Annotated in this window: 9 protein-coding genes; 5 read left to right on the top strand and 4 right to left on the bottom strand. The window is 63.6% G+C overall.

The window, feature by feature from the left end; all coding sequences use genetic code 11:
* On the top strand, positions 1-291 hold a 291-nt coding region (locus EN749_RS24915; protein ID WP_145990995.1), incomplete at its 5' end, for an AzlD family protein.
* A gap of 352 nt (positions 292-643) precedes the next feature.
* Positions 644-1,540 (top strand): LysR family transcriptional regulator, encoded by an 897-nt coding sequence (locus tag EN749_RS24920; protein ID WP_127396438.1) that lies wholly within the window; start codon positions 644-646, stop codon positions 1,538-1,540.
* Here EN749_RS24920 and EN749_RS24925 read toward each other — a convergent pair.
* From EN749_RS24925 to EN749_RS24935, 3 genes are all read right to left on the bottom strand, one after another.
* The gene (locus EN749_RS24925; protein WP_128288492.1) at positions 1,530-3,374 is read right to left on the bottom strand and encodes an aminopeptidase P family protein; all 1,845 of its coding nucleotides are present in this window, start codon (positions 3,372-3,374) and stop codon (positions 1,530-1,532) included. The two genes, EN749_RS24920 and EN749_RS24925, sit on opposite strands and share 11 nt — an antisense overlap.
* Before the next feature lie 138 nt (positions 3,375-3,512).
* Positions 3,513-4,385, bottom strand: coding sequence for a 50S ribosomal protein L11 methyltransferase (locus EN749_RS24930; RefSeq protein ID WP_127810001.1), 873 nt, complete (start codon positions 4,383-4,385; stop codon positions 3,513-3,515).
* A gap of 10 nt (positions 4,386-4,395) precedes the next feature.
* Entirely contained in the window at positions 4,396-4,974 is a 579-nt protein-coding gene (locus EN749_RS24935; protein ID WP_127810002.1) for an SCO family protein, read from the bottom strand.
* 187 nt (positions 4,975-5,161) lie between these two features.
* Here EN749_RS24935 and EN749_RS24940 point away from each other — a divergent pair, with 187 nt between their 5' ends.
* The 3 genes from EN749_RS24940 to EN749_RS24950 all read left to right on the top strand — a co-directional run bounded on the left by EN749_RS24940 (position 5,162) and on the right by EN749_RS24950 (position 7,192).
* Positions 5,162-5,680: a CreA family protein gene (locus EN749_RS24940; RefSeq protein ID WP_127269254.1), complete on the top strand. Its 519-nt coding sequence runs from the start codon at positions 5,162-5,164 to the stop codon at positions 5,678-5,680.
* A 141-nt stretch (positions 5,681-5,821) separates the two neighbouring features.
* Positions 5,822-6,463, top strand: coding sequence for a DapH/DapD/GlmU-related protein (locus tag EN749_RS24945; protein ID WP_128364165.1), 642 nt, complete (start codon positions 5,822-5,824; stop codon positions 6,461-6,463).
* A gap of 303 nt (positions 6,464-6,766) precedes the next feature.
* Positions 6,767-7,192 (top strand): low affinity iron permease family protein, encoded by a 426-nt coding sequence (locus EN749_RS24950; RefSeq protein WP_127320442.1) that lies wholly within the window; start codon positions 6,767-6,769, stop codon positions 7,190-7,192.
* A 3-nt stretch (positions 7,193-7,195) separates the two neighbouring features.
* Here EN749_RS24950 and EN749_RS24955 read toward each other — a convergent pair whose 3' ends face one another.
* Positions 7,196-8,032 (bottom strand): SDR family NAD(P)-dependent oxidoreductase, encoded by an 837-nt coding sequence (locus EN749_RS24955; protein WP_189367688.1) that lies wholly within the window; start codon positions 8,030-8,032, stop codon positions 7,196-7,198.
* Between the last annotated feature and the right edge of the window lie 2 nt (positions 8,033-8,034).

The following is an 8,034-nucleotide window of genomic DNA, read 5'->3' on the forward strand; positions in this document are numbered from 1 at the left end:
ACGACCTTCTGGATCATCATCGCCGGTGCGGTCGCGACCTATCTGACGCGCATCGGCGGGCATCTGGTCATCTCCCGCTTCGAAACAATCCATCCGCGCGTCGAGGCCGGTCTCAACGCCGTGCCGGCGGCGGTGCTGACGACGCTGGTGGCGCCGGAACTGTTGAATGCCGGGCCGGCGGAGTGGGCGGCACTGGTGGTCACCGCGCTGGTTTCGCTGCGCGGCGGGCTGATGGCAATGTTCTTGGCGGGTGCGGCGGTGCTGATCATCGCCCGGCAGTTCGCCGGCTGACTTTTTGTCTTGGTCAGTCCACGTATGCTCACCAACGCGGCGCCGACACATGTAGTGATCGAGGCAATAATTCCTGTCAGGCGCTTCTTGAAAATCGAAGCGATCCACACCGCGCTCAGCCGAATTGCCTCCGATCTCTCCTGATGGGCGTGACGCACAAGGTTGGTGTAAAGGGCGTCGCGCTGCATCGGAGTCAATGCGCCAAGATCGATCGGCCAGGGGCCGAGAGGTTCAGGTGACATTTCCATCTCCCGTGGACGCCCGGATCGGCGTCGATAACAGGCGATTTACGCGCCGTTGATCATCCGATAAAATGAATTATTAAGATCATTTTATTCTCCGGGAGAGATGTATGGATTTGGCCGACCTTCGCATCTTTCGCATGGTGGTGCGCGAGGGCGGTATCACCAAGGCGGCGGAAAAGCTGTTTCGCGTGCAGTCGAACGTGACCACTCGCATCCGGCAGCTTGAAGAGGATCTGGGCGTGCGGCTGTTTATCCGCGAAGGTAAGCGGCTGCAGGTGTCGCCCGCCGGCCTAAGGTTGGTTGTCTACGCGGACCGGTTGCTGGCGCTTGCCGAGGAAGCGCGAACGGCGGTCCTCGATCCGCGCCCACGCGGTAAGCTGCGACTTGGCGCTATGGAGAGCACCGCCGCGGCTCGGCTTCCTGGCCTGCTCGCCGAGTACCACGCACGCTATCCCGAGGTGGAGATTCAACTGCGCACCGGCAACCCGCAGGTTCTCGCGGCCGCCATGCTCGCCGGCGAAGTCGACGCTGCGCTCGCGGCCGAGCCGCTCGCAGACGCTCCATTCGAGAAGCAGGCTGCATTTCGTGAGGAATTGGTCATTGTCTCTGCGGCATCGCGCGGTTCGATTGAGGACCGCAGCGACATGCCCAAAACCATGATAGCCTTCGAGCATGGCTGTCCACATCGCAGGCGGCTGGAAGAATGGTATGCGCGCCGAGGCTTCATGGCCGAGCAAATCGTCGAGCTCGGTTCATATCATGCGATGCTCGGTTGCGTGGCGGCCGGCATGGGCATAGCGCTGATGCCCAAAAGCGTGCTCAAGGGCTTCCCTGAAAGTGGCAGGCTGCAGGTGCATGAACTGCCTTCGGACGAGGACAGTGCCCTGACGGTATTGTTTTGGCGCAAGGGAGCCGGCTCTCCCAACGTCCAGGCTTTGCGGGAGCTGCTTGCGGAGCAAGGCTCCCCAATACCAAGCAAGGTTTCCGCCGCGGCTACTGCTTGAGATCGTGCGGCAATGGCGCGGTGGCCTTTCCTAGCCAGGCCAGCGTCTCGCCGTCGAGCATCGGCCCGATCTCGGCCAACACGCGTGCATGATATGCGTCGAGCCAATGCAGCTCGTCGCGCGTCAGGAGGTCCGACTGCACCAGCCTGGTATCGATCGGCGCCAGCGTCAGCGTCTCGAAGCCGTGCATGGCGATGTCTCCGCCCTCGATCTCTTGCGCCGGCGTCACCAGGATCAGGTTCTCGATGCGGATGCCGTAGGCGCCTTCCTTGTAGTAGCCCGGCTCGTTGGACAGCATCATGCCTTCGAGCAGCTTTTCGGTGCCGGTGCGGGCGATGCGCTGCGGCCCTTCATGCACCGCCAGATACGAGCCGACGCCATGGCCGGTGCCGTGGGCGAAGTCGCAACCGTGCTTCCACAGCGCCATGCGCGCGACGGCATCGATCTCGGAGCCGCGCGTGCCGGAGGGAAAGCGCAAGGTGGAAATGCCGATCATGCCTTTCAGTACCAGGGTGAAGCGTTCGCGCATCTCCTGCGTCGGCTGGCCGATCGGCACGGTGCGCGTGATGTCGGTGGTGCCGTCCTGATACTGCGCGCCGGAATCGAGCAGGAACAGTTCGCCGGCCTGCAGCTTGCGGCTGGTGGCGCGCGACACGCGGTAATGCATGATGGCACCGTTCGGACCGGCGCCCGAAATGGTGTCGAAGGAGACATCGCGCAGCGGCATCTGCGTTTCCTCGCCGGTCTGCCGCCGCGTCTCCTCCAGCCGGGTGACCACCGATATCTCATCGAGCGATCCGGGTTTTTGCCGCTCCAGCCAGCACAGAAGCTTCGCCACGGCCGCACCGTCACGCCGATGCGCGGCGCGCGAGCCGTTGATCTCGGCCTGGTTCTTGGTGGCGCGCGGGATGCGGGCGGGGTCTGCTGCTGCAACGACGGCGCCGCCATTGGCCTCGACCAGCATGCGCAGCCGGTCGGCCGCCAGCACCGGGTCGAGCGCGATTTTCGCGCCACTCTTGGCAAGGGCGACGATCGCGGCTTGGAATTCGCCGGGCCCATGCGGCTCGGCGAGTTGGGTGAGATAGGCCGCGACCTGGCGCGAGAATTTGCGCTTATCCATGAAAAGCTGGTGCGACCCATCGGCGGCAAGAATGGCGAAGCCGAGCGCCAGCGGCGTGTGCGGCACGTCGCCGCCGCGGATGTTGAAGGCCCAGGCGATGGAGGAGGGGTCGGTCAGCACCGCATGGGTGGCGCCGTCCTTTGCGATCGCCGCCGCCAACCGCGCGAGCTTGTCCTTGGCGAGTTCGCCGGCAAAGCCGATCGGGTGAAGTTCGACCGGGGCCACCGGCGCGTCGGGCTGATCCTTCCAGATGATGTCAATCGGGTTCTTGTCGAGCGGCACCAGCACGGCGCCTGATTTGTCGGCCGAGGCCTGCAGCGCCTTGACCTCGCTGATCGTGTGCAGCCATGGATCGAAGCCGAGCCGTGCGCCCTTGCCAAGATTGTCTTTCAGCCAGACAGCCGGCGGATTGTCGACCAGGCTTTCGATCGAAAAGACGTCCAGGTCGACCTCGCTGCGCACCTGCAGCGTGTAGCGCCCGTCGACAAAGACGAAGGCGCGGTCGCGCAGGACGATGGCGACACCGGCCGAGCCGCTGAAGCCGGTCAGCCATTTCAGCCGCGCCGAACGGTCGGCGACATATTCACCCTGGTGCTCGTCGGCGCGCGGCACGATGAAACCATCAAGCCCGTTGGCTTCAAGCCATTGGCGCAGGAGCGCCACGCGCGGTTTGCCGACGGCCGGGTCGCCGGCGGAATCGAAGGTCTGGAACATTGTGGGCCTCCTGATATCCGCGGGACCGTAGCCTATGGACTGGGAAATCGGAATCGATTTCCGGCTGCGCGCAACCTGCTACAGCATCGCTGGACTGACAACCGGGGGAACTTGGTCCAAGCTCGGTCGGTCCCGGGCTCAATGCTTGAGGTGGATCGTCACCCAGCCCTCGCGGTGCAAGGTTCTGACATGGCGAAAATTCTGGCCGACATAGGCCGAGATGACGGCGTCGCGCTGGCGGTCGAGGATGCCTGACAGCACGATCGAGCCGCCGAGCGCGATGTGGCCAGCCATTTGCGGCGCCAGCCGCATCAGCGGCCGTGCCAATATGTTGGCGACGATCAGATCGAAGGGCGCGCGCCTGCCGAAGATCGGGTGGTGAAAGCCCGGCGCCGTTGCCGTTTCCACCAGTGCCTTGACGTGGTTGAGCCGCGCATTGGCGGCAGCCACCCGCACCGCCACCGGATCGATGTCGGTGGCCAGCACAGGAATATGCGCCAGCTTGGCGACTGCAATCGCCAGCACCGCGCTGCCGGTGCCGAGGTCGAGCGCATTGCGCGGATGCTCGCGCCGGACCACTCTTTCCAGCATCTCCAGGCAGCCGGCGGTGGTGCCGTGATGGCCGGTGCCGAAGGCGAGGCCGGCCTCGATCTCGATGGCGAGTTCGCCGCTGTGGCGTTTCCTGCGGTCATGCGCGCCGTGGACGAAGAAACGTCCGGCACGCACCGGCTTCAGCTCTTCCAGCGAATGCGCCACCCAGTCGATGTCGGGCAGGGCCTCGCGCTCGATCGGCTTCGACAGGGAAAGGCCGGCAAGGATGTCGTTCAAGCGGGTCTCGACCGCATCGACGTCGCCATCGGCATAGAGCGACACTTCGTGGATGTCCTTGTCCTCGTCGACCTCCAGGACGGCGATCGGCAGCCCTTCTTCCTCGAAGGCTGCCTCAAGCGCCGCGAAAATGCTGACGGAATCGGTCTTTCCGGTGGTGAAGTAGAGGCGCGTCTGGGTCATGAAATGGTTATCAGCTTTTCGCCGCCAGCCGCTTCAGCTTGGCGATGGCCGTATCGGCGCTTTCGCCATAGGCGATTGTGCCGGCAAAGTCGCCATTGGCGTTGAGCAGCAGCACCGAGGCGGTGTGGTCCATCGTGTAGTCGCCGTCGCCGGTGTCGACCTTCTTCCAGTAGATGCCGAACGACTTGGCCATGGCATGGACCTTGTCGGGAGCGCCCGTGATGCCGACGATGCGGTCGGAGAAATTGCTGACATAGGCGTTCATCACTTCCGGCGTGTCGCGCTCGGGGTCGACCGAGACGAAATAGGCGTGCAGGTTCTTGCCGTCGTCGCCGAGCGTCTTCAGCCAGCCGGCCAGTTCGAACAGCGTGGTCGGGCAGACCTCGGGGCAATGGGTGAAGCCGAAGAAGACGACGCTGGGCTGACCCCTGAAGGCAGCCTCGGTGATCGGCGCGCCTTTCTGGTCGACTAGGGTGAAGGCAGCGCCGAAGGGCTCGCCGCCATAATGGCCGCGGTACCAGTCGAAGGTCAGCCAGCCGATACCGGCGGCCATCAGGACGAGAATGCCGACCAGGATAGAACGCATCATCAGAAAAGTCCGTCTGCAGAAATCATCGCGCGGCTCAATGCCGCGCCTGTGCGACAGTCTTAGCGGTTCGGCCTCGCACAGGCAAAGTGCCGCGTTGCCGCAACCGCAGTGGTGTCGACCTATCTGCTTGCAAAGCCGGGCTGCTCGCCCCACCTGTGACCGGCAACTCGAACCGCAGGAGGCTCCCTTGCCACGACTGATTGGGCACGGACTGATTGGGCGAAAACTGATCGGCGGCGCGTTGGCCGCGTGTGTTGTCGTTGGCGCCGGTGCCGCGGTCGCCGAGGAAGTCGGCAAGGTCGGAGTCGACTGGCTCGGCAACGACATCATCGTCGAAGCGATCAAGGATCCGAAAGTGGAAGGCGTGACCTGCCACGTCTCCTATTTCGATCGCGGTATCATCGATCGCCTGCACAAGGGCAACTGGTTCGAGGATCCGTCCGATTCCTCCATCTCCTGCCGCCAGACCGGCCCGATCACGATCGGCGACATCGACATGAGCGAGGGCGGCGAGGAGGTGTTCAAGCAAGGCATCAGCCTGATCTGGAAGAAGCAGGTGGTGAACCGCATCTACGACAAGCCCAATGAGACGCTGATCTATCTCTCGCATTCGCGCCAGGTGCAGAACGGCTCGGCCAAAATGTCGGTCACCACCGTGCCGCTCTACGGCCAGAACGTGGTGTGGAGCAAAGGCAAGCCGCAATAGGCTGCTTAGTTCCTTCGGGAGCCGGACGGACGAATGGTCCCGCTGCGGGACCATTCGCTCGGCGAATCCTTGCTGGGAGACGATCTGAGGGACGATTGGTCCCGCTTGCGGGACCAATCGCCTAGGCGTAAAGCCGCCGGCATGGAGCGTTCCGAAAACCTCGTCCCGAAAGACCCCGAGCCGCGTATCCATCCGACCGCGGAGCTGAAGGCGTGCAAGCTCGGCCGCTATGCCTCGATCGGCGAGCGGGTGGTGCTGCGCGAGGTGAATGTCGGCGACTTCTCTTATTTTGAACGCCACTGTGAAGCGATCTACACGACGATCGGGAAATTCTGCTCGATCGCCGCCAACAGCCGTATCAATGCGCTGGAGCATCCCATAGAGCGGCTGACCCAGCACAAGCTCAGCTACCGGCCGAACGAGTATTTTCGTTGGCTGGGCGTCGATGCCGCCTTCCGCGAGCGGCGGCAGGCAAAAGCCGTGACCATCGGCCATGATGTCTGGATCGGCCACGGCGCGGTGATCATGCCTGGCGTCGCCATCGGCAACGGTGCCGTCATCGGCGCCAACGCCGTGGTGACGCGTGACGTGCCGTCCTATGCGATCGTCGCCGGCGTGCCGGCGAAGGCTCTCCGGCCACGCTTCACTCCGGATATCGCGGTGCGGATCGAAGCTCTCGCCTGGTGGGACTGGCCGGTCGAAAAGCTGGCCAGAGCGGTTCCCGACATGCAGGCCATGCCGATCGAAGCGTTCCTCGACCGCTGGGAAAACGACGCCGTCTGACCAGTTCAAGTGCGTAGCGTTGAGACGGAGTCGGGCGACGCGCTTCAAGGCCCGCCGGACTGAAACCCCTTCCGCCATGCGGGGGTGGCGCAGCGGAAGGGGTGGAGTTAAACCGCTGTGAAGCGGAAGGAACAGGCACTCTCGCCTGCAGGGTCATTGTGACATTGGACCCATAAGGTGTGTTTTCCAGGCTATTCTCCCTATGCGTGTAGGCAATTGTACCTAGAGGTATTTGCTTGCATCGGGAACCTGAAACGGTCGCTGATTGTTCTCATCGCGCCGCAGCGTTGAGGATTTCGATAGATGGAAAAGCATTTCACCAAGGTCGCCAACTGGGTCGCCCGCATAGCCGGCCTGCCGCCGACATTCGCCCTCTGTTGCCTGATCGTCATCGTCTGGGCGGTGAGCGGTCCGTTCTTCGGCTTTTCGGACACCTGGCAGCTCGTCATCAACACGGGCACGACCATCATCACCTTCCTGATGGTCTTCCTGATCCAGAACACTCAGAACCGCGACGGCGCGGCGATCCAGGCCAAGCTCGACGAACTGATCCGGGTCGGCAAGGGCCACAACCACTTCATCGGCATCGAGCATCTGACCGAATCCGAAGTCGAGGAAATCCGCGCCAAATGCGAGCGTGCTGCAAAGCGGCATGACGAACAAATCGCCGACATGGCGGCGAAGAAGGTTGTGGCGAAAAAGCGCGGGTCGAAAAAGCAGGCGGCCTGAAGATCAGTTCTTCATGAACGCCGCGAAACTGTCCTTGTGGTCCGGGTGCCAGCGCGACAGGGCTGGGCGGTTCTCGATGATGTCGCCGATCGCCCAGGCCATGCGCTTTTCATCCAGCGGGCGGGCCGCCTCATTGTCCGGGCACAGGATGTAGAAATCGCCTCGGGTCAGGGATTCCAGCATGAAATCCACAACCTGTTCGCCGGTCCAGGCGCCGGCCGGTTTTTCCGTCGCGCCCTCGGTCAGGCCGGTAAAGGTGAAGCCGGGGATCAGCAGATGAGCAGCGACATGGGCGCCGGGTTCGTTGCGCAACGCATGCGACAGGCCCTCGGTGAAGGTTTTCACCCCAGCCTTGGAGACATTGTAGGCAAGATTGCCGGGCGGCGTGGTGATGCCTTGCTTGGAGCCGGTGTTGACGATCAGACCCGGCCCGGCCGAGGCCAGCATGCGCGGCGCGAAGGCCTCGACGCCATGCACGACGCCCCAGAAATTGATGTCCAGCAGCCGTTTCCAGGAATCGCGGTTTTCCCATGGCTTTCCGGGGTTGTCGCCGACGCCGGCATTGTTCATCAGCAGCGACACGCCGTCGAAGGCGCCGAACGCCCTCTCGGCGAGGCGGTCCACTTCATCCGCCTTCGAAACGTCGGTGGCGACGGCAAGCACGGCGTCGTCGCCGGCAATCGCAGAAACGGCGCGCGAGGCTTCGTCAAGCCGAGCGCCGCCAATGTCGGCCAGCACGATCTTCATGCCCAGCAGTGCAAGCCGCTTGGCGGCCGCCAGACCGATGCCGCTGGCGGCGCCGGTGATCACGGCGGCATTGCCTGGGGCAAGCGCGGGCAGGG

The sequence above is a fragment of the Mesorhizobium sp. M7A.F.Ca.ET.027.02.1.1 genome (assembly GCF_004022985.1).
Lineage (GTDB): Bacteria > Pseudomonadota > Alphaproteobacteria > Rhizobiales > Rhizobiaceae > Mesorhizobium.